Origin of the sequence: Actinomadura sediminis (assembly GCF_042675525.1) — a bacterium.
Lineage (GTDB): Bacteria > Actinomycetota > Actinomycetes > Streptosporangiales > Streptosporangiaceae > Spirillospora > Spirillospora sediminis.
The window spans coordinates 65,249-88,277 of the sequence record NZ_JBHTJA010000014.1; the positions used below are offsets into that span (position 1 = coordinate 65,249).

The following is a 23,029-nucleotide window of genomic DNA, read 5'->3' on the forward strand; positions in this document are numbered from 1 at the left end:
CCGGGCGAGTCACGGCCTCCCGTCGCCGTCCCGGCCGTCCGGTCCGCCGGGGCCGCCGCCGAACACGTCCCGCCGCAGCCGCTCGCGCGTCTCGTCCAGCACGGCGCGGGCGGCGGCGAGGGCGTCGTCGTCGAGCCGCGCGTCCCCGGCGGCCGCGCGGACGTCCTCGACGAACCTCCGCAGGTGCCGCTCGAGCTTGAGGCGGGCGACGTCCTCCCTGGTGCCGGTCGCCGTCTTCCAGGCGTCCTCCCAGGTCTGCCGCCACTCCTCCTTCCACGCCTGCGTCTGGTCGCGCCAGAAGTCCTTCTGCCGCCGCCACTCGTCCTTCTGCCGCTCGGTGGTCTCCCGCCACGCGTCCTTCTGCCGCCCGGACGTCTCGCGCCACGCGTCCTTCGACGTCGTGCGGCCCTGGTCGCGCATCGTCTTCGCGGCCTGGCTGAGCTCCTCGCGCAGCGTCCGGACGGTCTGCCGCACGTCCTGCTGGACCCCGCGGGCGAACTCCTGCGCCGACGCGGAGATCTCCTCCTCCAGGTCGGCGAGCTCGTCCATCCGGTGCTCCAGCTCCTCGCGGCCCTTGTCGGTCAGCGAGTACACCTTCTTGCCCTTGATCACCTCGTGGGTGACCAGGCCCTCCGACTCCAGCCGGGCGAGCCGCGGGTAGATCGTGCCGGGGGACGGGGAGTAGACGCCGAGGAAGCGGTCCTGCAGCAGCCGGATCATCTCGTAGCCGTGCCGCGGGCTCTCCTGCAGCAGCTTCAGCAGGTAGAGGCGGAGGCGGCCGTGGCCGAAAACGGGGCTCAACTCACTTCTCCATTCCGGGGGCGTCGATCCCCGGCGCGTCGTCCTCGGCGCGCCCGAGGAGCGTGACGGCGCCGGACACGGTGTTCACCGCGAGCCGCCCGGAGCCGTCGCCGATCTTGCCGTTGACGCTGCGCGAGACCGTCCGGTCCTGATGCTCCAGCTCGGGGAACGACGTCTCGATGCGCCCGGCGGCCGAGTTCAGCGAGATCTGGGCGCCCGTGGACTCGGGGATCCGCAGCGCCACCTCCCCGGACACGCTGTTGACCTCGATGCGGCACTCGCCGGGCAGGTCCACGTCCGCGGCGATGCGCCCGCCGACCGTCCGCGCGGAGAGGCGCTCGATCGACGCGCCGGCCAGCGAGAGGTCCCCGGACACGGACGTGAACGAGACCGTGCCGTCCAGCCCCTGCGCCTCGATCGCCCCCGACACGGTGTTCGCGTCGATCGCGCCCGCGACCCCGTCGAGGGTCACGTCGCCCGACGCGCTCTTGATGGACGTCCGGACCGTCATCCCCGTGACGACCGCGTCCGCCGACACGAGGTTCAGGCTCACCGGGCAGTCGTGCGGGACGGTCACGGTGATCGTCGCCCGCGCCCGCTGGGTGCGCAGCCAGGTCAGTACGCCCTCCCACAGCTTCTCGTGGCTGACCGTGAGCATCCCGGCCTCGTGCGACACCGCCAGCGGCGGCCCGTCCACGTCACCGATGATGATCGCCGGCCGTTCGTCGGAGGCGAGCACCGAGACGCTCCCCGCGATCAGCGTCGCCCGCAGCGCCACCACGCCGTCGAAGTCGAGCGTGGTCGGTTCGTCGATCGTCCAGCGCGCCATGTCGTCCGCCCTTCCGCCGAGGACTCGTTCCCGTGAACACGATATGTCGCGTCACCGGAAAGTCAAGACATGTCGTGTCTATCCCGGTGGCGGCCCCTGAACCCCCGCCACGGCGACGGCGCTTCGCGTGTCCTCCGGCGCCGGGGCGCCTCCGGCCGCGCGCGCCGTCACCAACACTCGAACCCCGTGCGACACCCGTTACGCGCGCCCAGGTCGCCGTCACCGGCGCTACGCGCGCCCGGGCGCGGGCCGTCCGGGACGGATCAGTCCTCGTCCTCGTCGTCGAGGCGGGCGAGCCAGGTGGCGAGGCGCTCCACCGGGGTCTCGAACTCCGGGTTGAGGTCCACGAACTCGCGGAGGCGCTCGGCGAGCCACGCGAGCGACACCTCCTCCTCGCCGCGCCGGTCCGTCAGCTCCTCGATGCCGCGGTCGGTGAAATACATCCGGTAAGTCCTCTATGTCCAGGGACGCCGAGGGCTCCGGCGCACGCGCCGGAGCCCTCGGGTCTCGCGTTCCGCTACTTCTGCCCGCCGAACAGCCGCGCCATCAGCGCGTCCTGCTCCGCCTGGTGCAGCTTGGCCGAGCCGACCGCGGGGGACGACGACGCCGGGCGCGACACCCGCGACATCTTCAGCCCCTCGATGTGGTGCGGCAGCTTCAGCGCCATGAACGGCCAGGCGCCCATGTTCGCCGGCTCGTCCTGCACCCACACGACCTCGACGTCCGCCGGGTACTTCGCGAGCTCCGCCTTGATCTCGTCCACCGGCGGCGGGTACAGCCGCTCGATCCGCACGATCGCGGTGTCGGTGGCGCCGGCGGCCTCCCGCTCCTTCACCGTGTCGTAGTAGATCTTGCCGGTGGTCAGCAGCACCCGCCGGACGTTCTTCGGGTCGATCGCCGGGTCGCTCTCCGGGATGACCGGCTGGAACGCGCCCTCGGTGATGTCCGCGACCTTCGACGTCGCCGCCTTCAGCCGCAGCAGCGACTTCGGCGTGAACACCACCAGCGGCTTGCCGCGGCCCGACAGCACCTGCCAGCGCAGCAGGTGGAAGTAGTTCGCCGGCGTCGTCGGGTAGACCACCGTCATGTTGTCCTGCGCGCAAAGCTGCAGGTAGCGCTCGATGCGCGCGGACGAGTGGTCCGGCCCCTGGCCCTCGTAGCCGTGCGGCAGCAGCAGCACGACGCTGGAGTGCTGGCCCCACTTCTGCTCACCGGACGAGATGTACTCGTCGACGATGTTCTGGGCGCCGTTCGCGAAGTCGCCGAACTGCGCCTCCCACGCCACGAGCGCGTCCGGGCGGGTCATCGAGTAGCCGTACTCGAAGCCCATCGCCGCGTACTCGCTGAGCAGCGAGTCGTGCACGTAGAACTTCGACACGCCCTTGTCGAACCGCTTGAGCGGCGTGTACTCCTCGCCCGTCTTGCGGTCCACCAGCACCGCGTGCCGCTGGCCGAACGTGCCGCGCCGGGTGTCCTGCCCGACGAGCCGCACCGGGTGCCCGTCGATCAGCAGCGAGCCCATCGCGAGCAGCTCGCCGGTCGCCCAGTCGAACGCGTCGTCGTCGATGGACTGCACGCGGCGCTGCAGGATCGGCTGGAGCCGCGGGTGGACGGTGAAGCCCTCCGGCAGCGTGACCTGCGTCTCGATGATCCGCTTGACCGTCTCCACCGGGATCGCCGTCCCCGCCGACGCGTGGTCGATCGGGATGCTCTCCTCGACGTCCGGCTTGACCACCGAACCCGGCTCCAGCGGCTTCTTCACCGCCTCGCGGGTCTCGGTGAACGCCCGCTCCAGCTGCTCCTGGTAGTCGCGGAGCGCCTGCTCGGCCTCCTCGACCGTGATGTCGCCGCGGCCGATCAGCGCCTCGGTGTACAGCTTGCGCACCGACCGCTTCGCGTCGATCAGGTCGTACATCAGCGGCTGCGTGAACGACGGGTTCTCGCCCTCGTTGTGGCCCCGCCGCCGGTAGCAGACCATGTCGATGACGACGTCCTTCTTGAACGTCTGCCGGTACTCGAACGCCAGCCGCGCCACCCGCGCGCACGCCTCCGGGTCGTCCCCGTTGACGTGGAAGATCGGCGCCTGGATCATCCGCGCCACGTCCGTCGAGTACACGCTGGACCGCGAGTACTCGGGCGCCGTGGTGAACCCGACCTGGTTGTTGATGATCACGTGGACGGTGCCGCCCGTCCGGTAGCCGCGCAGCTGCGACAGGTTCAGCGTCTCGGCGACCACGCCCTGCCCCGCGAACGCCGCGTCCCCGTGCACGAGGATCGGCAGCACGCTGAAGCCCGCCTCGCCGACGTCCAGCAGGTCCTGCTTGGCGCGGACGACGCCCTCCAGCACCGGGTCGACCGTCTCCAGGTGGGACGGGTTCGCGACCAGCTCGCAGTGGATCTTGGAGCCGTCGTCGGCGACGAAGTCGCCGGACGCGCCCAGGTGGTACTTCACGTCGCCGGAGCCCTGCGCGCTGCGCGGGTCGAGGTTGCCCTCGAACTCGCCGAAGATCTGCCCGTAGGACTTCCCGACGATGTTCGCCAGCACGTTCAGCCGGCCGCGGTGCGCCATGCCGATGACGACCTCGTCCAGGCTGTCCTTCGCCGCCGCGGAGATCACCGAGTCCAGCAGCGGGATGACGGACTCGCCGCCCTCCAGCGAGAACCGCTTCTGCCCGACGAACTTCGTCTGCAGGAACGTCTCGAACGCCTCGGCGTTGTTGAGCCGCCGCAGCACGTGCAGCTGCTCCTCGCGCGACGGCTTGTCGTGCGGGACCTCCACGCGCTCCTGGATCCAGGCGCGCTCCTCGGGGTCCTGGATGTGCATGTACTCGATGCCGACGGTGCGGCAGTACGCCATCCGCAGCACGCCGAGGATGTCGCGCAGCTTCATCGTCGGCTTGCCGCCGAACCCGCCCGTCGCGAACTCCCGCTCCAGGTCCCACAGCGTGAGCCCGTGCTTGAGGATGTCGAGGTCGGGGTGGCGGCGCTGCTTGTACTCCAGCGGGTCGGTGTCGGCCATCAGGTGGCCCCGCACCCGGTACGCGTGGATCAGCTCGTGGACGCGCGCGACCTTGGCGACGTCGTCCTCGTGCGTCGCCGAGATGTCCTTGACCCAGCGCACCGGCTCGTACGGGATGCGCAGCGCCTCGAAGATCTCGTCGTAGAAGCCGTCCTCGCCGAGCAGCAGCTCGTGGATCCGGCGCAGGAAGTCGCCGGACTGCGCGCCCTGGATGATCCGGTGGTCGTACGTGGAGGTCAGCGTCATGACCTTGCTGATCCCCATGCGCGACAGCGTCTCGCCGGACGCGCCCGCGAACTCCGCCGGGTACTCCATCGCGCCCACGCCGATGATCGTCCCCTGGCCGGGCATCAGCCGCGGCACCGAGTGCACGGTGCCGATGGTGCCCGGGTTCGTCAGGCTGATCGTCGTCCCCTGGAAGTCGTCCAGGGTGAGCTTGTTGCCGCGGGCCTTGCGGACGATCTCCTCGTAGGCGGCCCAGAACTGGCGGAAGTCCAGCGTCTCGGCGGCCTTGATGCTCGGCACCACGAGCTGCCGCGACCCGTCCGGCTTCTGCAGGTCGATCGCGAGCCCGAAGTTGACGTGCTCGGGCCGGATCAGCACCGGCTTGCCGTCCACCTCGGTGAACGCCGCGTTCATCTCCGGCATCGCCACGAGCGCCTTGACGATCGCGTACCCGATCAGGTGGGTGAACGAGACCTTCCCGCCGCGCCCGCGCTTCAGGTGGTTGTTGATGACGATGCGGTTGTCGATCAGCAGCTTCGCCGGGACGGCGCGCACGCTCGTCGCCGTCGGCACCGCCAGGCTGGCCTCCATGTTGGTGGCCGTCCGGGCCGCGACGCCGCGGAGCTTGACCTCCTCCGCGCCCGCCGGCACCGGCGGCGGCGCCGGCTGCTTCTTCTCGGCCTTCGGCGCCGGCTTCGCGGGCGGCTGCTGCTTCGGTGTCGGCGGAGCCGCCGTGCCGTTCGCGCCCTTGGGGGCTTCGGCGCCCTGGGACGGGCCCGGGGTGGTCGCGGCCGGCCGGCTGTCCGGCTGGTAGTCCGCGAAGAAGTTCCACCAGGCTTCGTCAACCGAGTTCGGGTCTTCGAGGTACTTCTGGTACAGCTCGTCGACCAACCACTCGTTGGCACCGAAATCTGTCATCTTCGGGTCGGCACTAGGTTGCGACGACTCTGTCGACACGGCGGAGATCGCCCTCTTCCGCAGCTCGCAGGTAAGTGTTGAGACCAGTCAAGGCTATCGCGTGTTTATTGCGGCGTCCTCGGGCTCGGGCCACGGGCGGCCTTCCCGCGGCGGACGCCGCGTGCGATCGCCGCGTCGCTCGACTCGCCGGGGGGCTCGCCTCGCGATCGTGTCCGCGCATGCTCGAACCCGGCTTCGCTCGCAATCGCAGTGCCGCAGGTCCGCTCGTGCCCGGTCGGCCGGACGGGACGAGCGCCTCGCCCGTCCCGGCGGGATCGGCGCTCGCATCCCAGCACGAAGCCTCCCATAGTGTGGCCAAGGTCACGGTTTGAAACGCCGAAATCACGGCGGCTCAGGCCGGGCGGCCACGGCGCCGGGTACCACGTCCGCCGAACCGTCGTCAGGCCGGGAGAGGACCAGCGAGCCCTCTGGGCGAGCCGGAGCGATGCGGCGATCGCGCACACCCCCGTTGAAGGTAGGCGGCCTACCGCCTGACGCCGAGGGTGGTGTCAGTGCGTATGCGGCGCGACCGTGGGGCCCTCGCTGGCCTGGACGAGGACGAAGCCCTGGCCCTGGTAGGCGAGCTGCATGGCTTCGCCGCTGCCGCGGCCGATGAGGGCGCCGGCCTTGAAGGTCTTGTTGACCCCGACCTGGAGGGTGGTGCTCCAGGCGACGGCGGACTGGCCGTCGGCGAAGGTGGGGGCGCGGCCGCAGTCGAGCATGACGGGGGTGCCGTGGGTGGTGAGGGCGACCCAGCCGGTGCCCTGGAGGGTCGTGTTGAACAGGCCGCCCGCGGCGATGCCGGCGCCCTGGACGCGCTGGATGTCGGACTGCAGGTGGGAGTCGTAGGCGAGGATGTTCGAGCCGTTGACGGTGAGGCCCTCGTTCTCCAGGTAGAAGAGGTGGATGTCGTCGGCGTCGTTGGCGACGAACAGCAGGCCCTGGCCGCGGACGCGCATCAGCGGCACGCCTTCGCCGGTGAGGGCCTTCTTGAGGAACTTGCCCATGCCGCCGGAGCCCTCGTAGTCGAACTCCATCTGGCCCTGGAAGGCGACCATCGAGCCCTGGCGGGCCAGGACGTCGCCGTTCAGGTGGATCCGGAGCATCTTGGAGTTCTGGAGGGCGAAGTGGCCGGGGAGCTGCTGTCCCTGGTCCATGTTCCCGAAGAACTGGCTGCGCATGGTCGGGGCCTCTCGGTGCTGGTTATCTACCGGTTCCGCAGCATAACGATGGGCCGGGACGGTTGGTGACCAGGTCGTGATCATTCGTCCCAGTCGATCGCGGGCCCCTTGGGGACGACGCCGGACGGGTTGATGTTCCGCTGCGTCACGTAGTAGTGCCGCTTGATGTGGTCGAAGTTCGTCGTCTCGCCGAACGCGGGGAGCGCGTACAGCCTGCGCGCGTAGGCCCAGAGGTTCGGGTAGTCGGTGAGGCGGCGGAGGTTGCACTTGAAGTGCGAGTGGTAGACGGCGTCGAACCGCGCGAGCGTGGGGTACAGCCGGACGTCCGCCTCGGTGAGGTCGTCGCCGAACAGGAAGCGCCGGTCGGCGAGGCGTTCCTCCAGGGCGTCCAGGGTGGCGAAGAGGGCGTCGAACGCCTCCTCGTACGCGTCCTGGGAGGTCGCGAAGCCGGCCCTGTAGACGCCGTTGTTGACGGTCCGGTAGACGAGGTCGTTCAGCTCGTCGATCTCGGGGCGGAGGGCCTCCGGGTAGAGGTCGGGCGCGCCGGGGCGGTGGAACGCGGTGAACTCGGTCTCGAACGTCGTGGTGATGTTCGGGAAGTCGTTCGTGACGAGGCGTCCGGTGCGGGCGTCCCAGACGCAGGGCACCGTGTAGCGGCCTTCGAAGGACGGGTCGCGCGCCAGGTAGAGCTCGGAGAGGAACTCGGCGTTCGTGACCGGGTCGCGCTCGGGGAACCGCCAGCCGCGCTCGTCCCGGATGGGGTCGACGACCCCGACGCCGATGACGTCCTCGAGGCCGAGGAGGCGGCGGACGATCAGCGTGCGGTGGGCCCACGGGCACGCGTAGGACACGAACAGCCGGTAGCGGCCGGGTTCGGCGGCGTATCCGGACGAGCCGTCGGCGGTGATGCGGTCGGTGAACCGGTTCGGCTGCCGGACGAACCGGCCGCCTTCGACCTCCTGCACGGACATGCCGATTCCTCCTTCGGAGATTCTCCCCGCCACGATAGTCAGGTCTGCATGCGGCCCGAGAAGGCCGGAAGGTCCAGATAGGTCCGGACGCCGGGGGCGGCGCGGCAGACGGCGGGGATCGAGTTCAGCGCGTGCGCCGCGGCGGCCGAGACGTCGTCGGACACCCAGGCGTCGTCGGTGGTGAGCGCGAGCGAGGGGCGGCCGTCGACGCGGACGGAGTGTCCCGGGTCGCCCCAGTCGGGGACGCGCGCCGCGTCGGCCTTGTAGATGACCTCGACGGTGATCGCGGGCCGGGCGCCGGTGAGGCCGCTGAACGTCCAGCGGGCCGCCGCGACGGTGCCGCGCGGGATGCGGCCGGCCGCGATCTCCAGGTCGGTTCCGGCGAGCCGGTAGTCGACGTCCACGTCGATCTCGTCGAGGTCGGCGCCGAGCCCGGCGGCGACGAGGTGGAGGCATTCGGAGTAGAGGGAGCGCATGGCGGTGCGGGCCGGGCGGAGGGAGCGCAGGAAGGACTCCTCGTCGCGGCCGAACCCGAGCATGTGGTGGACCATTCCCCAGGACGGGTGCCGGGAGAGGTCCGAGCATTCGCGGGAGTACACGTGCGTGATCCGGCGGACCAGCCGGGCGAGGACGAGGGGCAGGACGTCGGCCATGAAGCCGCCGTTGAACCCGGTGCCGTGGACGGACGCGCCGCCCTGCTTGCACGCCTGTTCGAGTTCGCCGACGAGTTCGGGGCCGTGGGCCGCGGGGTAGACGAGCCCGTTGGTGCAGACGACGTTCTTGCCGGAGGCGAGGAGGGCGCAGACGGTGCCGATGTCGTCGAGCGGGGGCCGTCCGGGCGCGTAGACGACGCAGTCGGCGTCCAGGGCGAGGACGTCCTCCAGTTCCCGGGTCGCGAGGACGCCCGTCGGCGCGCGCCCGGCGAGCGTGCCGGCGTCGGAGCCCTCCTTGGCGAGGGTGTGCACCCACACGCCGGCCAGTTCCATGTCGGGGCGGTCGAGGACGCCGCGGATGACGCTCCGGCCGAGCGTGCCGGTGGCCCACTGCACGACGCGGAACGGACGGTCGGAAGTGCTCATGGGAGTGCTCCTCGCGGCGTCGAACGGGCGAGCCGATGGGGGAGGAGACTACGCCGCGCGTCCGGCGGAATACGGCAATTGACGCAACTTTCCCTCTTGTCCCACTGTACGCGGGACTGTGGTCCCGTCCAGGCGGGAAGGAACACGGGGGCCGCTCCCGAGCGGGATTCGGTCAGGTGGTACCACTTGGTAACCCCCGGGTGATTATCTGGGGGGCGTAGTCGGTGCTCGATGTGAGGAGACACAGATGGCGGAACTGCGCTACGACGGCCGGGTCGCGGTCGTGACCGGTGCGGGGCACGGGCTCGGCCGGCAGCACGCGCTGGAGCTGGCCTCCCGCGGCGCGAAGGTCGTCGTGAACGACCTCGGCGGCGACCGTTCCGGCGTCGGCGCCGACGCCGGCCCGGCGCAGCAGGTCGTCGACGAGATCAAGAAGAACGGCGGCGAGGCCGTCGCCAACCCCGACAACGTCGCCACCCCCGAGGGCGCGCAGGCGATCGTCCAGACCGCGCTGGACACGTTCGGCAAGGTCGACATCGTCATCAACAACGCGGGCATCCTCCGCGACAAGTCCTTCAAGAACATGACCCCGGAGGAGTTCGACGCGGTCATCGCCGTGCACCTGCGCGGCTCGTTCCTGGTCTCCAGCGCCGCCTGGGCGCACCTGCGCGAGCAGGGCTACGGGCGCATCGTCAACACCTCGTCCCCCGCGGGCCTGTTCGGCAACTTCGGCCAGGCCAACTACTCGACGGCCAAGATGGGCCTCGTCGGGTTCACCAAGACCCTCGCGCAGGAGGGCGCCAAGTACAACATCAAGGCCAACGCGATCGCCCCGGTCGCGTGGACCCGGATGACCGAGGACCTGCTGCCCGCCGACTTCGCCGACAAGCTCGGCGTCGACCAGGTCACCCCGCTGGTGGCCTTCCTCGTGCACGAGAGCGTCGAGGAGTCCGGCGAGGTCTACACGGTCGGCGGCGGCCGCATCGCCAAGATCTTCGTGGCGGAGGGCCCCGGCTACGGGCAGAAGTCGACGCTGTCGGTGGAGGACGTCCGGGACAACTGGGCGGCGATCAACTCCGACGACCCGCTGACGGTCTTCAAGAACGTGGGCGACCAGATGGGCCCCCTCATCAAGCAGCTCACCTCCTGAGACGTTGAGCGGGCTGAAGCTCGACCGGCGGGACGGGGTCCTCACGATCACCTTGTCCCGGCCGGACCGGCTCAACGCCGTCGACGGCGCGCTCACGGAGGAGATGCTCGACGTCCTCAACGGGCTGATGCGCGACCCCGAGACCCGGGTCGTCGTGCTCACCGGCGAGGGCCGCGGGTTCTGCTCCGGGATGGACATCCAGGGCGATCCGGGCACCGACGGCGACGCGGCCCGGGAGGGACGCGTCCAGCGGCTCTACCGGGGCATCGCGAACGGCGGCGAGGTCACCGCCCGGCTCCGGGAGATCCCGCAGCCGGTGATCGCGGCGCTGCGCGGCCCGGTCGCCGGGATGGGCGTGTCCTGGGCGCTGGCCTGCGATCTGCGCGTCGCCGACCCGACCACCCGGTTCGTCGTCCCGTTCACCGACCTCGGCCTGTCGGCCGGGGACTGCGGGCTGTCCTGGCTGCTGCCCCGGCTCGTCGGCCCCGCCCGGGCCGCCGAGATCTGCTACCGGGCGCAGCGGCTGGACGCGACGCGCGCGCTCGGCCTCGGGCTGCTGACCGAGATCGTCGAGGAGGGCGGCGACGTCGCGGGCGCGCACGCGCTCGCGGACGAGCTGCTCACCAAGTCGCCGTACGGGCTGCGGCGCACGAAGGAACTGCTCAACATGGCGCTGGACGCCCCCGGCCTGCGGCGCCAGCTCGCGGCGGAGACGGGCGTGCAGACCCTCGCGTTCTTCAGCGAGGACCTCGCCGAGGGGATGGCCGCGACGCTGCAGAAGCGCCGCCCCGAGTTCAGGAACCGCTGACAGGCCGCGAGGGCCGCGGCGGGACGTCGTCCCGCCGCGGCCCTCGCGCCGTTCGTGTCCGGGCCCGCCGCGGCCCCGTGCGCCGCGTCAGTCGGCGAGGGCCGTGGCGAGCGCCTCGACGTAGCGGAGCGCGGCGAGGCGCGCCAGCGCCGGGTGGGCGCCCAGCGGCGCCGCGTACCCGGCCCCGATGGCCTCGCCGGCCGCCGGGACGAACGCCGTCTCCGGCTCGATGCCGATCAGGTGCGGCGCGATCGCCACCGACGCGGCACCGGTCGCGCGCAGCTGCTCCGCGACGGCCTTCACCGCGGCCTCGTCGGCGAGCGACGCCGTGAACACCGGGGCGGCCAGCCGGGACGCCAGCAGCACGCCGGTCACCTCGGCCTGCCGCACGGCGTCCGCGCCGCCCGGCGTGGCGACGACGAACCCGGACGCGGCCGTCACCATCGTCATCATCCGGATCCGGTCGGCGCGCGCGAGGCCGGCGTCCGCGAGCCGGTCGTGCAGCGCCTCGGCGATCAGCGGGTGCGGGCCCAGCGGCTCCGCGGCGACGGCCGGCACCGGCGCGTTCGCGACGGCCGCGCGGACGGCGGCGTCCAGCGCCGGATCGGGGCCGGTGGACAGCGGGACCACCACCGCCGCCGGCTCCCCTTCCTGCCGCGGCAGCCCGGCGAGGACCCCGTGCAGGGACGCCTCGTTCCCCTCCAGGTGCCCGACGTGGGCGCGCTGGCCGGTGTGCTCGATCTCGACGAGCCGGGCGAGCTCGTCCGCGATCTCCGTGCCGGGGCGCCGGGCGCCGGGAACGGCCAGGACCAGCGCGGGGGATCCGGGGGGCAGCAGGAAGGACTCGTCGCCGCGATGGCGGCCGCCGCGGGGAGTGCGGCGGCGTCGCGACGGAAGTGCCTCGGATGCCTGGCTTTCGGGACTCACGGCGGGCATCGTAACGTCCCGCGCCGCGCCTGTCGGCGTCCCGGCCTTGATGAGGCGGTATCTGTGACCCGGTCGTGAGGGAGGGGAGACAGACGCGTAGTACCGGGTTGCGGGGGAAATAACCGGTTTTCTTCATCGTCGGGAACGCTCCGTGACGGTGCGCCGTCGCCCGCCCGATGACGCTCGGTCGCCGATCACCCCGAACCCGTGACGTAGTAGGCTCCGCAGACCCCCGTACACGACGCATCGGGAGGTTTCCCCCCGCATGTTCCACCCCCGAGTGCCGAGACCCGAACCCGTGAGCAGGGGCTGTCGACCGTGACGACCTCGCGTTTCTCCTCCATCCGGGCGCGGATCACGCTGCTGGTCCTCGCGCCGCTGCTGGCCGTCGCGTCGCTGTGGGCGTTCCTGACCGCCGTGACCTACGGTGACGCGAACCAGCTCCTGCAGGCGCGGGCGTTCCAGGACAAGGCGGTGCATCCCACGCAGCGGCTCATCGACGCGCTGCAGAAGGAGCGGCGGCTGTCGATGACCTCGATCGGCGACGGCGGGCCGGAGCTGCGCGACCAGCGGCTCGCCACCGACCGGGCCGCCGCGTCCGTCGCCGCGGGCGCCCGGGACGAGGGGCTGCGCGAGGACCTGCTGCCCCAGGTGGTCAGCCGGTGGGACGCCCTGGTGAGCGAGCTGCGGACGCTGGACTCGATCCGCGCGGGCGTCGACCAGGCGACCGACGACCGCGCGACCGTCCTGCGGGACTACACCTCCCTCATCGACGCGGGGTTCGCCGTCTACACCGCCACGACCCCCGGCAACGGCGAGATCACCGCCGACGCGCAGACGCTCGTGCTGATGGGCCGCGCCCGCGAGTTCCTCGCCCGGGAGGACGCGCTGCTGACCGCGGCGCTCGCCGACGGGCGCGTCAGCGCCACCGAGCGCGGCGAGTTCGCGCAGCTCGTCGGGGCGCAGCGGTACCTGTACGAGGACAACGTCAAGAACCTCCCGGAAAGCGGGCGGAAGCAGTACGAGCGGTTCGCCGGCTCCGCGGAGCTGCGCCGGTTCCGCGCGCTGGAGGACCGCGTCGTCCACGGCGAGGCCCGGACGACCCGCACGGGCGGGAACGCGGCGGGCGCCGGGAACGCGGCGGCCGGGCGGGCCGCGCCGCCCGTCGACCCCGCCGAGTGGCGGGCCGCCGCCGACGCGGCCAACGCGGGCCTGTTCCGGCTCGAGAACCGGGTCCTCGACGACCTCACCGGGCGGGCCCGCGGCATCGCCACGGACGTGTTCGTGCGGCTCGGCGCCGCCGCCGGGCTCGGGCTCCTCGCGGTCGCGCTGTCGGTGTTCGTCGCCGCCCGCGTCTCCCGGCGGCTGGTCCGCGAGTGCCGGACCCTCGCCGACACCGTCGTCGAGTTCACGCAGCGGCGGCTGCCGAAGCTCGCCGAGCAGATCCGCGCGGGCCGCCCCGCGGAGGCCCGCGCGCTCCGCGACGAGCACTTCCGCATCAACGAGGTCCGGCAGATCGCCGAGTCGTTCGACCGCGCCCACGAGGCCGTGATCGTCGCCGCCGAGGGCGAGATCGCGGCGCGGCGCGGCATCAGCGAGGTGTTCGTGAACCTCGCGCGCCGCAACCAGGCGCTGCTGCACCGGCAGCTCGGCCTCCTGGACACGATGGAGCGCCGCACCGAGGACCCGGCCGAACTGTCCGACCTGTTCCGCCTCGACCACCTCGCCACCCGCATGCGCCGGCACGCCGAGGGCCTGGTGATCCTCGCGGGCAAGACCGCGGGCCGCGGCTGGCGCCGTCCCGTCCCGCTCGTGGACGTCGTGCGCGGCGCGGTCGCCGAGGTGGAGGACTACCCGCGGGTCCGGGTGCAGCCGCTGCCGCGCGTCGCGCTGCTCGGCTCGGCCGTCGCGGACGTCGTCCACCTGCTGGCCGAGGTCGTCGAGAACGCCACCACGTTCTCGCCGCCGCAGTCGCCGGTGCGGGTCAGCGGGCACCCCGTCGCCAACGGGTTCGCGATCGAGGTCGAGGACCGCGGCCTCGGGATGACCGAGGAGGCCCTCCGCGCCGCCAACGCCCGGCTGGCCGACCCGCCCGAGTTCGACCCCACCGACAGCGCCCAGCTCGGCCTGTTCGTCGTCGCGCGGCTCGCCGCACGGCACGACGTCCGGGTCACGCTGCGCCCGTCCCCGTACGGCGGCACGACCGCGATCGCCCTCATCCCCGGCTCCCTACTGGTGGAGCCCGCCGAGCAGGAACGGCTCGCGCGCAGGAGCAGCGGGCCGATGCCCGCGGTCCAGCAGCCGGCCGCGGCGGCGGTGCCGGCCCCCGGCGCGCACTCCGCGGAGGACACGGGCGGCGTCGTCCGGCTCGTCGCCGAGGCGGAGCCCGTCCGGCAGGAGCCCGCGCCGGTGCCCGAACCCGAGCCCGCCCGTCCGGAACCCGCGCCGGAACCCGCGCGGCCGGAACCGGATCCGCCGCCGAAGGACGGCGAACTGCCCAAGCGCAGGCGGCAGACGCATCTCGCGCCGCAGCTCAAGGAAAGGGTCGACGCCCACCTCGCCGCCCAGGGCCGGACCCCGCCCGAACCCGCCGCGCCGCGGGACGAGCCGTCCCCCGCGCCCGCGTGGTCCGCGCCGCCGTCCGTCGGCAGGCACGCCGCACCGCCGCCGGACGTGCCGCTGTCCGCGCCCGTCCCCGGCGACGTCCCGCCGGACGGACGCACGCCCGAGGCGCTGCGGTCGATGATGTCGGCCATGCAGCAGGGCTGGCAGCGCGGCCGGGACGAGTCGGCCGGCGAACAGACTTCGCAGAACCGAGGCGACCAGGAGGACGACACCCCATGACAGAAGCCCAGCACTCCGGCGCGGAGCCCGCAGGCGGCGGCCTCAACTGGCTGCTCGACAGCCTCGTCGACCGCGTCGCGCCCGTGCAGAACGCCGTGGTGCTGTCCAGCGACGGCCTGCGCATGGCCGCGTCGCGCGGGCTGGCCGAGGAGGAGTCGGACCACCTGTCGGCCGTCGCGGCGAGCTTCCAGAGCCTCGCGCGCGGCGCCGGCGAGTCGTTCGGCGGCGGCCCGGTCCGGCAGACGATCGTGGAGATGGAGTCGTCCTTCCTGTTCGTCACCGCCGCCGGGCGCGGCGCGTGCCTGGCCGTGCTCGCCGACGCCGACGCCGACCTCGGGATCATCGCCTACGAGATGGCGATGCTCGTGACCCGCGTCGGGCAGCACCTGTCGGCCGACCCCCGCGTCGCCGCGGCAGAGCCGGGCGGCGGCTGACATGGAACGCTCGGAGGGGGCGGGCTGGTACGACGACGCGGCCGGGCCCGTCGTCCGCCCGTACGCGCTCACCGGCGGACGGACGTACCACGACGACGCCGACCAGTTCGACATGGTCGCCCTGATCGTCACCGCACCCCGCCCCGCGGACGATCAGGAGGACGCCCGCGGCCCCGCGTCCGGGTGGGCGCCGGAGCCGGAACATGACATGATCTTGGAGCTTTGCCGCACCCCGTTGTCGGTTGTCGAGATAGCGTCGGATCTGGAACTTCCCCTCGGAGTCGTCCGGGTCCTGCTCGGCGACCTGCTCGACCACTCGCTGATCGAGGTTCGACGCCCCGCGCCGGTGGCGCAGTTCCCCAGCGAGCGCGTACTCAAGGAAGTGATCGATGGAATCCGTGCGCTCTGACGCGGTCGCCTCGGCGGGCGATTCCGCGCTGACCGTCAAGATCCTGGTCGCCGGTGGTTTCGGCGTCGGCAAGACCACCCTGGTGAGCGCCGTCAGCGAGATCCGGCCGCTGCGCACCGAGGAGTCCCTGACCGAGAAGAGCATCGGGATCGACGACACCAGCGCCGTCGCCGAGAAGACGACGACGACCGTCGCGATGGACTTCGGCCGCATCACGCTGCCGAACGGCCTGGTGCTCTTCGTGTTCGGCACCCCCGGCCAGGACCGGTTCTGGTTCATGTGGGACGAACTGGCCAAGGGCGCCCTCGGCGCGGTCGTGCTGGTCGACACCCGCCGGCTGGCCGACTGCTTCGCGTCCGTGGACTACTTCGAGCGGCGCGGCGTCCCGTTCATCATCGGCGTCAACCGTTTCGACGGCACGGGGCACCACTCGCCGGAGCAGATCCGCGACGCCCTCGACCTGCCGCCGGACGTCCCGGTGATCTCCTGCGACGTCCGGGACCGCGAGGACGCCAAGCGCGTCCTCATCACGCTCGTCGAGCACATCATGCGGACCATGAGCACCCAGCGGGCGGGCGCGTACTAGCCCGCGCGGCGACGGTCCCGCGGGGCCCGTTCGTCCCACGGTAGGCGGCTCGCGGCGGCGGCCTCGGCTCCGGGCCCGAAGGGCCCTCCACCGAGGCCGCCGCCGCCATGCGTTCACCCCCTCGCGGCCATCGAGCCGCCGCGCGCCCGGCCGACGCCGCGCGCCGCCGTGCGTTTCGCCGCCCCTCCCCGTACCACCGCGCCCGCCCCCGGCAAGACCACCGCGCCCTCACGGCGGCCCTCGTGCCGTTGCGCACGCGGCCGATGACGGACGTCCGTCATGGCCCGTGGCTCGTTCCCGTATCGCCGCACGACGCCCGGCTCCACCGCCGCGGCCCTGCGGCGCCTAATGGGCGTCGGCCTGGCGAGTATGCGGCTGACGCCGCGCGCCGCCATGCGTTTCGTCGCCCCTCCCAGCGCCACCGCGCCCGCCCCCGGCACGACCACCGCGCCCTCACGGCGCCCGGCGGCTATCGACCGTCACCGTGCGCAGTCTGTCGCGCGGCCGCCGTTCGGTCCCGCGCGGTCGCGGGCGTGACGGCTACTTTGTCCTCTGAGTGGAAAAAGTCTGAACGATCTCGCGAAAAGGTCTTCTCAACGCGGCGAAAGCCGGTTACGTTCTCGGCACGACCGGCGCGGCCGGCCCGTTCGGGGGCCGGGGTCCGCGAGTCCGGTGCCGCGTGGACCCGGAGGGACGGCGAGATGCGCATGACCGCTCGTCCGCAGAACGTGCACCAAGCGCGTCTGCTGCGGCTGCTGCGCGACGAGGGGCCGCGTTCGCGGGCCGAGCTGGGCGACGTCGTCAAGCTGTCGCGGTCCAAGCTCGCGGTCGAGCTGGACCGGCTCGTCGAGCTCGGGCTCGTCGAGGGGGCGGGCCTGGCGGCGTCGCGGGGCGGGCGGCGGTCGGGGATCGTGCGGCTGTCGCCGCGGCTGCGGTTCGTCGCGTTCGACATCGGCGCGACGTCGATCGACGTCGCGGTCACCGACGGGGAGCTCGAGGTGCTCGGGCACGTCAACGAGCCGTGCGACGTGCGGCAGGGGGCGACGGTCGTCCTGGAACGGGCGCTCGACCTGCTCGGCAAGCTCCGGGACCAGGGGCTGATCGACGGCCAGGTGCACGGCACGGGCATCGGCGTCCCGGGGCCGGTCAGCTTCCGCGACGGCATGCCGGTCGTGCCGCCGATCATGCCCGGCTGGGACCGGTTCCCGGTGCGGGACGCGATCGGGCAGGAGCTCGGCTGCCCGGTGCTCGTGGACAACGACGTGAACCTGATGGCGCTCGGCGAGCTGACGTCCGGGGTGGCGCGGTCGGTGGACGACTTCCTGCTCGTCAAGATCGGGACGGGCATCGGCTGCGGCATCGTGGTGGACGGCTCCATCTACCGGGGCGTCTCGGGCAGCGCCGGCGACATCGGGCACATCCGTGTCGACGACGACGGGCCGGTGTGCGCGTGCGGCAACGCGGGATGCCTCGAGGCGTACTTCGGGGGCGCGGCGCTGGCGCGGGACGCGGCGGCGGCCGCGGCCTCGGGCGAGTCCGCCCATCTCGCGGCGCTGCTGGAGACGCACGGCGAGCTGACGGGCGAGCACGTGTCGATCGCGGCGGCGGCGGGCGACGCCGCGTCGGTGCGGATCATCCGCGAGGGCGGGCGCCACGTCGGCCAGGTGCTCGCCGGGCTCGTCAGCTTCTTCAACCCCGGACTCGTGATCATCGCGGGCGGCGTCGCGGGGCTCGGCCACACGCTGCTGGCCGAGATCCGCAGCGTCGTCTACCGCCGGTCGGCGCCGCTCGCCACCGGCAACCTGCCCATCGTGCTGTCCGAGCTCGCCGGCGCCGCCGGCGTGGTCGGCGGCGCCCGGCTCATCAGCGACCACGTCTTCTCCACCGCCTAGGAGTCCCGATGGGCGAACCCCTGCTGCGGATGCGCGGCATCGTCAAGCAGTTCCCCGGCGTCCGCGCCCTGGACGGCGTCGACCTCGACGTCCTCCCGGGCGAGGTGCACTGCCTGCTCGGGCAGAACGGCGCCGGCAAGTCCACGTTGATCAAGGTCCTCGCGGGCGCGCACCAGCCGGACGAGGGCGAGATCGTCCTCGCCGGGCGGACGGTGCGGCTCGCCGGGCCCACGGCGGCCATGCGCGCCGGAATCGCCACCATCTACCAGGAACTGGATCTGGTGGACGGCCTGTCGGTCGCCGACAACATCTTCCTCGGCCACGAGAAGGCGTCGTTCGGGTTCACCCGGCGGGGCGACGCCGAGCGGGCGGCGCGCGAGCTGCTGGGGCGGCTCGGGCACGGCGAGATCCCGCCGCGGCGGGAGGCCGGTCGCCTGCCGGCGGCGGGCAAGCAGGTCGTCAGCATGGCGCGGGCGCTGTCCCACGAGGCGAAGCTGATCGTGATGGACGAGCCGTCGGCGGCGCTCGCGCACGACGAGGTCGGCAACCTGTTCCGCATCATCCGCGAGCTGACGGCCGCGGGCGTCGCGGTCGTGTACATCTCGCACCGGCTGGAGGAGATCCGCGAGATCGGCGACCGGGTCACCGTGCTGAAGGACGGACGGTCGGTCGCGAACGGGCTCCCGGCGAAGACGACGTCGACCGACAGGGTCGTGTCGCTGATGACCGGACGGGACGTCGAGTACGTCTTCCCCGAGCGCCCGGAGGCGCCCGACGGGCCGGAGGTGCTGCGCGTCGAGGACCTGACCGTCCCGGGGGCCTTCGCGGACGTGTCGCTGACGGTGCGGGCCGGCGAGATCGTCGGCCTCGCGGGGCTCGTCGGGGCGGGGCGCTCCGAGATCCTCGAGACGATCTACGGGATGCGGCGTCCCGCGAAGGGCCGGGTCCTCGTGGACGGGCGCCGGGTGCGGCCGGGCGACACGGGCGCGGCCGTCCGGCGCGGCATGGGCATGGCGCCGGAGGAGCGCAAGAGCCAGGCGCTGCTGCCGAACGAGACCGTCGCGGCGAACGTGACCGTCGCCGGGCTCGGGCGGTACTCGCGGCTCGGCTGGTTCGACCGGCGGCGCGAGCTGGACGACGTGCGCCGCCAGATCGCGTCGCTCGACATCCGCCCGCCCGACCCGAGACGGCCCGTGGTGACCCTGTCGGGCGGCAACCAGCAGAAGGTCGTGCTGGCCCGCTGGCTGCTGGGGTCCGACACCCTGCGGCTGCTGATCCTGGACGAGCCCACCCGCGGGGTCGACGTCGGTGCGCGCGCGGAGCTGTACGCGGTGATCCGGGAGCTGGCCGGGCGCGGCATCGCGGTGCTGCTGGTGTCCAGCGAGGTGCCCGAGGTGCTGGGGCTGGCCGACCGGGTCCTGGTCGTCCGCGAGGGACGGGTCGTGCACACCGGCGACGCCCGCGACCTCGACGAGGCCGCCGTACTCAACATGATCATGGAAGGGAGCGCGCTGTGAGCGACGCGGGCGTGGACGAGCGCGGCGAGGCGCGCGTCTCGGTGAGCAAGGAGGGACCCGGCGCCGGGGCGGCGGCCGTCCCGTGGTGGCGGCGCCCGCCGCTGGACGACACCCGGCACCTCGGGCTCGTCCTGGCGCTGCTGCTGCTGTGCGCCGTCGGGGGGATCACGCAGCCGGACAACTTCCTCACCACCGGGAACACGGTCGGCATCCTGGTGCTCGCCGCCACCATCGGCGTGATCACCGTCGGCCAGACCTTCGTGATCATCGGCGGCGGCATCGACCTGTCGGTCGGGTCGGTGATGGCGCTGGCGTCGGTGTGGGCGACGACCGTCGCGACGCAGTCGTACGGGCCGTGGGTCATGGCGATGTGCGCGATCCTCGTCGGGACCGGCGCGGGCGTCGTCAGCGGGCTGCTGATCTCCTACGGGCGGCTGGTCCCGTTCATCGCGACGCTCGCGATGCTCGTCGCCGCGCGCGGTCTGGCGCAGCGGCTGTCGGACCGCAGGACCCAGCTGGTGCAGCAGGAGAACAACGCGATCGTGGAGCTGTCCACGACGAAGGTGCTCGGGCTGCCGCTGGTCGTCTACATCTTCCTGGCCGTGGGCGTCGCCGGCTGGGTGCTGCTCAACCGCACCACGTTCGGCCGCCGGACGTTCGCGGTCGGCGGCAACCCGGAGGCGGCGCGGCTCGCGGGCATCGACGTCCGCCGCCACACGCTGCTGCTGTACGCGCTGTCCGGGTTCTGCTGCGGCGTCGCGGCGATCATCATCATGGCCCGGACGACGACCGGGTCGAGCACGCACGGCGACCTGTACGAGCTGGACGCCATCGCCGCCGTGATCATCGGCGGGACGCTGCTGACCGGCGGGCGCGGCACGGTCATCGGCTCGATCCTCGGCGTGCTGGTGTTCACGCTCATCACGAACCTGTTCATCCTCAACGGCCTGCAGACCAGCGACCAGCTCATCGCGAAGGGCGCGATCATCGTGGTCGCCGTGCTGCTGCAGCGCCGGGCGCTCCGTTCGCCCACCTGACGTCCCCCGCCTCGGTCCCGCGTACCCCCACCCCCCGATCAGGAGCACGACATGCGCGATCAGAGCAGCCCGTCCCGTCCCAGCCGCAGAGGCGTCCTGTTCGGCGGCGCCGTCGTCGCCGCCGGCGGCCTCGCCGCGGCCTGCACCAGCAACGCCGAGCCGGACGACGGCGGCACCGCCGCGCGGGGCGGCACGCTGGCCGGCGACAACGACAAGCCCGGCAAGAAGGTCACGATCGGGTTCTCCGCCCCGGCCGCCGACCACGGCTGGATGGCGGCGATCGCCAAGGACGCCGAGGCGCAGGCCAAGCAGTACACCGACGTGAACTGGAAGCCGGTCGAGCCGACCAACGACATCAACCAGCAGATCTCCGCCGTCGAGTCGCTGATCCAGGCGAAGGTGAACGCGCTGGTGATCCTGCCGAACGACGGCGAGCAGCTGAACCAGGTCGCCCGCAAGGCGATGGACGCCGGCATCCCGGTGATCAACCTGGACCGGGTCTTCCCCGACAAGCTGTCCTACCGGACGTGGCTCGGCGGCGACAACTACGGCATGGGCGTGTCCGCGGGCCACTACATCGGCAAGAAGCTGAAGGACGAGGGCGTCTCGAACCCGGTGATCGTCGAGGTGCAGGGCATCGCGACGCTGCCGCTCACCCAGGAGCGCAGCAAGGGCTTCGAGGACACGCTGAAGACCTACGGGTTCTCGGTCACCGACAAGCAGGCCGCGGAGTTCACCGTGGAGTCCGGCAACGAGGTCACCAGCAACCTGCTGTCGGCCCACAAGAAGATCGACGCGCTGTGGAACCACGACGACGACCAGGGCGTCGGCGTCCTCGCCGCGATCACGCAGTCCGGACGGAACGAGTTCTTCATGGTCGGCGGCGCCGGTTCCGCCAACGCCATGCGGGAGATCAAGAAGGGCGGGGTGCTGGAGGCGACCGTCACCTACCCGCCGACGATGGCGGGTTCGGCGGTCAAGCTGGCGCGGCTGATCGCGCAGGGCAAGGGCATGGCCGACCTCGTCGAGCTGCAGGTCCCGCAGTCGATCACGCTGGCGTCCGAGACGATCACGAAGGCGAACGTCGACACGTACCTGCCGCTCGGCTTCGAGTCGTAGGCGGCCCCGCCCGCGTCCCGAACCCGTCCGAGCCGTCCCGGGACGCGCCCGCCGAGACCCGGCGGGCGCGTCCCGGGCGATACAGAGAGGTGAGCAGTAAATGACGACCGTCGGAGTCGGGATGGTCGGGCATGCGTTCATGGGGCGCGCCCACTCCCAGGCGTGGCGCAGCGTCGGGCCGTTCTTCGATCCGCCGCTGACCCCCGTGATGACCGCCCTGGCCGGCCGTGACGCCGCCCGCACCGGCGCCGCGGCGCGCGCGCTGGGGTGGGCGTCGGCCGAGACCGACTGGAAGGAGTTGCTGCGCCGCGACGACGTCCAGCTCGTCGACGTGTGCACGCCGGGCGACAGCCACGCCGAGATCGCGGTCGCCGCGCTGGACGCGGGCAAGCACGTGCTGTGCGAGAAGCCGCTGGCCAACACGGTCGCCGAGGCCGAGACGATGGTCGCGGCCGCCGAGCGGGCCCGCGCGCGGGGGATCCGCTCGATGGTGGGGTTCAACTACCGGCGCGTCCCCGCGGTGACGCTGGCCCGGCGGCTGGTGGCCGAGGGGCGCATCGGGACCGTCCGGCAGGTCCGCGCGCAGTACCTGCAGGATTGGCTGACCGACCCCGCGTCCCCGCACACCTGGCGGTTGGACCGTGACAGGGCCGGGTCGGGCGCGCTGGGCGACATCGGCGCGCACATCATCGACACCGCCCAGTTCGTCACCGGGCAGCTCCTGACCGGCGTCACCGCGCTGACCGAGACCTTCACCCACGAGCGTCCCCTGCCCGGCGGCGGGACGGCCCCGGTCACCGTGGACGACGCCGCGCTGTTCCTCGGACGCACCGACGGCGGGGCGATCGCGACGTTCGAGGCGACGCGGGTGGCCGCGGGCCGCAAGAACGCGCTGCGGATCGAGGTGAGCGGCTCCGCCGGCGCCCTGTCGTTCGACCTGGAGTCGCTGAACGAGCTGTGGTTCCACGACGCGACCGAGGACGCGGCGACCGCCGGGTTCCGGCGGATCGTGGTGACCGAGGACGCGCACCCCTACGCCGGGCGGTGGTGGCCGCCCGGTCACATGCTCGGTTACGAGCACACCTTCACCCACCAGATGGCCGATCTGCTCACCGCGATCGCCGAGGGCACCGACCCCAGCCCCTCGTTCGCCGACGGGCTGCGGGTGCAGCGGGTGCTGGCGGCCGTCGAGCGCAGCGCCGCCGAGGGCGGCGGCTGGAGCACCGTCGAAGGGAACGTGTGAC

19 protein-coding genes are annotated in these 23,029 nt (G+C 72.5%); 11 read left to right on the forward strand and 8 right to left on the reverse strand.

The features are described from left to right. Positions 1-9 precede the first annotated feature (9 nt). From ACFQ11_RS10605 to ACFQ11_RS10635, 7 genes are all read right to left on the reverse strand, one after another. A complete protein-coding gene (locus tag ACFQ11_RS10605; protein ID WP_378297838.1) occupies positions 10-801 on the reverse strand; it encodes a PadR family transcriptional regulator in 792 nt (263 codons plus the stop codon). A gap of 1 nt (position 802) precedes the next feature. Continuing rightward, entirely contained in the window at positions 803-1,630 is an 828-nt protein-coding gene (locus ACFQ11_RS10610; protein ID WP_378297839.1) for a DUF4097 family beta strand repeat-containing protein, read from the reverse strand. A gap of 263 nt (positions 1,631-1,893) precedes the next feature. Next, positions 1,894-2,073: a DUF6104 family protein gene (locus ACFQ11_RS10615; RefSeq protein ID WP_378297840.1), complete on the reverse strand. Its 180-nt coding sequence runs from the start codon at positions 2,071-2,073 to the stop codon at positions 1,894-1,896. 74 nt (positions 2,074-2,147) lie between these two features. Then, complete coding sequence (locus tag ACFQ11_RS10620) at positions 2,148-5,831, reverse strand: multifunctional oxoglutarate decarboxylase/oxoglutarate dehydrogenase thiamine pyrophosphate-binding subunit/dihydrolipoyllysine-residue succinyltransferase subunit (protein ID WP_378297841.1); 3,684 nt, start codon at positions 5,829-5,831, stop codon at positions 2,148-2,150. A 509-nt stretch (positions 5,832-6,340) separates the two neighbouring features. Further along, positions 6,341-7,012, reverse strand: a complete 672-nt coding sequence (locus ACFQ11_RS10625; protein ID WP_378297842.1) for an AIM24 family protein — start codon at positions 7,010-7,012, stop codon at positions 6,341-6,343. Between the two features lie 80 nt (positions 7,013-7,092). Continuing rightward, positions 7,093-7,983: a glutathione S-transferase family protein gene (locus tag ACFQ11_RS10630; protein WP_378297843.1), complete on the reverse strand. Its 891-nt coding sequence runs from the start codon at positions 7,981-7,983 to the stop codon at positions 7,093-7,095. Between the two features lie 38 nt (positions 7,984-8,021). Continuing rightward, positions 8,022-9,062 carry an NAD(P)H-dependent amine dehydrogenase family protein gene (locus ACFQ11_RS10635; protein WP_378297844.1) on the reverse strand — a complete coding sequence of 347 codons (1,041 nt, stop codon included), beginning with the start codon at positions 9,060-9,062 and terminating at the stop codon, positions 8,022-8,024. 247 nt (positions 9,063-9,309) lie between these two features. Between ACFQ11_RS10635 and ACFQ11_RS10640 the strand changes: the two genes are divergently transcribed. Both ACFQ11_RS10640 and ACFQ11_RS10645 read left to right on the forward strand, forming a co-directional pair. Continuing rightward, positions 9,310-10,212 (forward strand): SDR family oxidoreductase, encoded by a 903-nt coding sequence (locus tag ACFQ11_RS10640; RefSeq protein WP_378297845.1) that lies wholly within the window; start codon positions 9,310-9,312, stop codon positions 10,210-10,212. A 4-nt stretch (positions 10,213-10,216) separates the two neighbouring features. Then, complete coding sequence (locus ACFQ11_RS10645; RefSeq protein ID WP_378297846.1) at positions 10,217-11,020, forward strand: enoyl-CoA hydratase/isomerase family protein; 804 nt, start codon at positions 10,217-10,219, stop codon at positions 11,018-11,020. Positions 11,021-11,107: 87 nt separating this feature from the next. Here the strand turns inward: ACFQ11_RS10645 and ACFQ11_RS10650 are convergent, their stop codons facing one another. Then, entirely contained in the window at positions 11,108-11,947 is an 840-nt protein-coding gene (locus ACFQ11_RS10650; protein WP_378297847.1) for a sirohydrochlorin chelatase, read from the reverse strand. Between the two features lie 318 nt (positions 11,948-12,265). Between ACFQ11_RS10650 and ACFQ11_RS10655 the strand changes: the two genes are divergently transcribed. From ACFQ11_RS10655 to ACFQ11_RS10695, 9 genes are all read left to right on the forward strand, one after another. Continuing rightward, positions 12,266-14,791 (forward strand): sensor histidine kinase, encoded by a 2,526-nt coding sequence (locus ACFQ11_RS10655; RefSeq protein WP_378297848.1) that lies wholly within the window; start codon positions 12,266-12,268, stop codon positions 14,789-14,791. After that, positions 14,788-15,225 (forward strand): roadblock/LC7 domain-containing protein, encoded by a 438-nt coding sequence (locus tag ACFQ11_RS10660; protein WP_378297849.1) that lies wholly within the window; start codon positions 14,788-14,790, stop codon positions 15,223-15,225. The genes ACFQ11_RS10655 and ACFQ11_RS10660 overlap by 4 nt, the downstream gene beginning before the upstream one ends. A gap of 1 nt (position 15,226) precedes the next feature. Further along, positions 15,227-15,634, forward strand: a complete 408-nt coding sequence (locus ACFQ11_RS10665) for a DUF742 domain-containing protein (RefSeq protein WP_378297850.1) — start codon at positions 15,227-15,229, stop codon at positions 15,632-15,634. Next, the gene (locus ACFQ11_RS10670; RefSeq protein WP_378297851.1) at positions 15,615-16,220 is read left to right on the forward strand and encodes a GTP-binding protein; all 606 of its coding nucleotides are present in this window, start codon (positions 15,615-15,617) and stop codon (positions 16,218-16,220) included. The genes ACFQ11_RS10665 and ACFQ11_RS10670 overlap by 20 nt, the downstream gene beginning before the upstream one ends. A 707-nt stretch (positions 16,221-16,927) precedes the next feature. Next, entirely contained in the window at positions 16,928-18,112 is a 1,185-nt protein-coding gene (locus tag ACFQ11_RS10675; protein ID WP_378297852.1) for an ROK family transcriptional regulator, read from the forward strand. 8 nt (positions 18,113-18,120) lie between these two features. Next, positions 18,121-19,629, forward strand: a complete 1,509-nt coding sequence (locus tag ACFQ11_RS10680; protein WP_378297853.1) for a sugar ABC transporter ATP-binding protein — start codon at positions 18,121-18,123, stop codon at positions 19,627-19,629. Next, positions 19,626-20,666, forward strand: a complete 1,041-nt coding sequence (locus ACFQ11_RS10685; protein WP_378297854.1) for an ABC transporter permease — start codon at positions 19,626-19,628, stop codon at positions 20,664-20,666. Before ACFQ11_RS10680 ends, ACFQ11_RS10685 begins: the two co-directional genes overlap by 4 nt. Before the next feature lie 51 nt (positions 20,667-20,717). After that, a complete protein-coding gene (locus ACFQ11_RS10690; RefSeq protein ID WP_378297855.1) occupies positions 20,718-21,785 on the forward strand; it encodes an ABC transporter substrate-binding protein in 1,068 nt (355 codons plus the stop codon). Positions 21,786-21,885: 100 nt separating this feature from the next. After that, complete coding sequence (locus ACFQ11_RS10695; RefSeq protein ID WP_378297856.1) at positions 21,886-23,028, forward strand: Gfo/Idh/MocA family protein; 1,143 nt, start codon at positions 21,886-21,888, stop codon at positions 23,026-23,028. Position 23,029 lies beyond the last annotated feature (1 nt).

What these genes read in the sequence shown, in the direction of transcription:
- ACFQ11_RS10610 (WP_378297839.1), bottom strand. Translation starts at nt 1,630, where the DNA reads ATGGCGCGCTGGACGATCGACGAACCGACCACGCTCGACTTCGACGGC.
- ACFQ11_RS10615 (WP_378297840.1), bottom strand. Translation starts at nt 2,073, where the DNA reads ATGTATTTCACCGACCGCGGCATCGAGGAGCTGACGGACCGGCGCGGC.
- ACFQ11_RS10625 (WP_378297842.1), bottom strand. Translation starts at nt 7,012, where the DNA reads ATGCGCAGCCAGTTCTTCGGGAACATGGACCAGGGACAGCAGCTCCCC.
- ACFQ11_RS10630 (WP_378297843.1), bottom strand. Translation starts at nt 7,983, where the DNA reads ATGTCCGTGCAGGAGGTCGAAGGCGGCCGGTTCGTCCGGCAGCCGAAC.
- ACFQ11_RS10635 (WP_378297844.1), bottom strand. Translation starts at nt 9,062, where the DNA reads ATGAGCACTTCCGACCGTCCGTTCCGCGTCGTGCAGTGGGCCACCGGC.
- ACFQ11_RS10640 (WP_378297845.1), top strand. Translation starts at nt 9,310, where the DNA reads ATGGCGGAACTGCGCTACGACGGCCGGGTCGCGGTCGTGACCGGTGCG.
- ACFQ11_RS10660 (WP_378297849.1), top strand. Translation starts at nt 14,788, where the DNA reads ATGACAGAAGCCCAGCACTCCGGCGCGGAGCCCGCAGGCGGCGGCCTC.
- ACFQ11_RS10665 (WP_378297850.1), top strand. Translation starts at nt 15,227, where the DNA reads ATGGAACGCTCGGAGGGGGCGGGCTGGTACGACGACGCGGCCGGGCCC.
- ACFQ11_RS10670 (WP_378297851.1), top strand. Translation starts at nt 15,615, where the DNA reads ATGGAATCCGTGCGCTCTGACGCGGTCGCCTCGGCGGGCGATTCCGCG.
- ACFQ11_RS10675 (WP_378297852.1), top strand. Translation starts at nt 16,928, where the DNA reads ATGACCGCTCGTCCGCAGAACGTGCACCAAGCGCGTCTGCTGCGGCTG.
- ACFQ11_RS10680 (WP_378297853.1), top strand. Translation starts at nt 18,121, where the DNA reads ATGGGCGAACCCCTGCTGCGGATGCGCGGCATCGTCAAGCAGTTCCCC.
- ACFQ11_RS10690 (WP_378297855.1), top strand. Translation starts at nt 20,718, where the DNA reads ATGCGCGATCAGAGCAGCCCGTCCCGTCCCAGCCGCAGAGGCGTCCTG.
- ACFQ11_RS10695 (WP_378297856.1), top strand. Translation starts at nt 21,886, where the DNA reads ATGACGACCGTCGGAGTCGGGATGGTCGGGCATGCGTTCATGGGGCGC.